We start from the raw sequence: 2,207 nt of genomic DNA on the forward strand, positions 1-2,207 counted from the left end.
GGATCGCGAAAGCCATTCCAGTCCTCGACGCGGAGCGGAGAGCGATCGCGGAAGGTTAGAAACCAAAGATTCGCAGGCGAAGATGGGTTTGCTTCGAGGGCGCTTGCGCGCGTGCTGCGCAACGTCCAGTTAGTATCATGCGTGACGATTTCATATTCCCTCGGCATCCGCCGCGCCTCACCGAGGGCGCTCCAGGTCCGGCGTCGGGCAGCTCCTGCTCCCGGGGAGGCGCTCATGACGCGTTCTCCCGAGAAGGCGGGCTGGCACTCTTAAAGTACCACACTACCTCGCTAGAAGAAGTTTGAATGCGGCCTGCAAATGCCGACATGATTGACGCAAGCTGTGAGACGGTGAATCCGGCGCCCAACTGACGCTCAAGCGACTCGCGCGTGAGTCTCAGAAAGCCAGAGCGTTGGACACGCACATAGGCTCCGCAGTCCACGATCTCGACGCTGTCGGTTGGATTGTCCTCCTCAATCGCGCGAATCACGAACTCCACTTGATCGCACATTCGAAGAACCGGACCGACCGCATCGTTCATGGACCGCCTTCCTCTCTGAGCGCCTCACGCGTAGTCGACGAAGACATGTAGTCGACGAAGACATGCTGAAAAGGTCCGATGCCGACTTGAGTTACGGTTGCGTCCCGGGCCACTGCGCGTCCCTTGTAATATACAACCATGTCACGATCCTGCGGTCGCACGCGTTTTCCCACCGAATGATGCGCGACCTTTCTCGCGACCTCGGCCATCGTATCGGCCGTTGTAATGACAACCAATTGCAGCACGAAGTCATCGCCGAATTTGGCGTTAATGGGAAGGGATTGTGGTTCGTTCATGATCGCTCGCTTATGACGCGCTCTATTCCGCGGCTGCCCGCTGACGGTAGTCCTCAGCCCACTTGTAGGCGTAGGCATCGTCTCCCATGACCTCAGGGGTGATGCCCATGTATTTGAGCGCCCCAGAAACGTCAGGTGGTTGTATTTCTCCCGCCAAGAGGCGTTCGCCAATCGTCTTCACGTGGAGCGTATCGCGATCTTCCCACCAAATCTGCCGACACACCTTCGAGCAGAAGTGATAGGTATGCTCGTTATGGGTCAGTGCGAAGCTCTGAACACGGAACTTTCCATCAGGTGAAGAGGTATGAGTGCATTGCGGTAGATGGCACGTGTTACAGAGCCACGGCAAGGTCTCGGGAAGCGTCGCTTGTAGGTCGCCGTTGTTTACGTTGGTAATGATTTGATCCCAGATCGGTCCGTAGATCTCTTCCCATTTTGGGTACTTCGCGCTGAGCCATTGTCTCTCAGCCTTGGACACGCCCGCCTGCGGTTTCCACCACACTGTCTGCCGCCAGAACCAGACCCCGAGATGCAACGAGTGTTGCCAGATATCCAAGCCTTCAATGAATTCATCCCAATACCAAGGCTTCTTGAGACCGTAATCTTGGAGCATTCTGAAGAATTGGCCAATGACCCATTCCTCCATGAATTCCTTGTAGGACTGCTTTCGGTGACCCAGCGGCGTGTAGTAGTCCATCGCAGGACCCGTAAGGACAGCGAAGACGCGAGCCGACAGCCAGAACGTCTTGTCCACGATCCACTGCGCGCGTGCGGGGTCGTGCTTCATCAGAATTTCCAGAGTCGGTCCGCCCTGCTGTGCATGCCGCGCCTCGTCTGTCTGAATGGACGAGATCATGTTGGCAAAATTGATGTCTCCCGAAGCGAGTGCGTCCGATGCGAGAGCGACGAACTGCAAATTCGTAAAGCCGGTCTCGAAAACGAGCGGCAATTGGATTGCCGTATCGACGACATTGCCGCCCACCATCATAGCGTCAAAAAGAGCACGCGCTGAGATGATCGCCCAATTGTTCGTGTGGAACGCCTTTAACGCCCAGTCATATTGTGGATCCCTCCCGATAAACTCATGCGCGAAAAACAGGCTGAGCTGGCAGTGGCGGATCTCATCGAGAGCACCAAACACAGCCATGTTGCGCCACGTGCCTGAGAGGCCAAAACGCGCCATCCGAGCCTCTGCGACGAAGGCTGTGTATTCGGCCAGCGACACGCCGCCAAAGTGGAGCTTTGCGCAGGATTTCCACCCTTCATCCATACTCTCGAATACGCTCGATCGCTGAAGTGCCGCCTTGACTGCAAAGGCACCCGCTTCCTTCTCTCGTTGCACCGACACGTATTCGGGATAGCTAATCTTG

Annotated in this window: 3 protein-coding genes; all 3 read right to left on the reverse strand. The window is 56.4% G+C overall.

Going from position 1 to position 2,207, the window contains the following annotated elements:
• Positions 1-236, reverse strand: a 236-nt coding sequence (locus VGI36_21090) for a hypothetical protein (GenBank protein ID HEY2487647.1), incomplete at its 3' end; no start/stop codon positions are given.
• 301 nt (positions 237-537) lie between these two features.
• Positions 538-837 carry a toluene-4-monooxygenase system B family protein gene (locus VGI36_21095; protein ID HEY2487648.1) on the reverse strand — a complete coding sequence of 100 codons (300 nt, stop codon included), beginning with the start codon at positions 835-837 and terminating at the stop codon, positions 538-540.
• 22 nt (positions 838-859) lie between these two features.
• On the reverse strand, positions 860-2,207 hold a 1,348-nt coding region (locus VGI36_21100), incomplete at its 5' end, for a toluene monooxygenase (GenBank protein ID HEY2487649.1).

It is taken from the genome of Candidatus Binataceae bacterium (genome assembly GCA_036495685.1).
Taxonomy (GTDB): domain Bacteria; phylum Desulfobacterota; class Binatia; order Binatales; family Binataceae; genus JAFAHS01.

Bases quoted from the DNA above. Each gene is read 5' to 3' on its own strand.
- VGI36_21095 (HEY2487648.1), bottom strand. From the start codon at position 837: ATGAACGAACCACAATCCCTTCCCATTAACGCCAAATTCGGCGATGAC.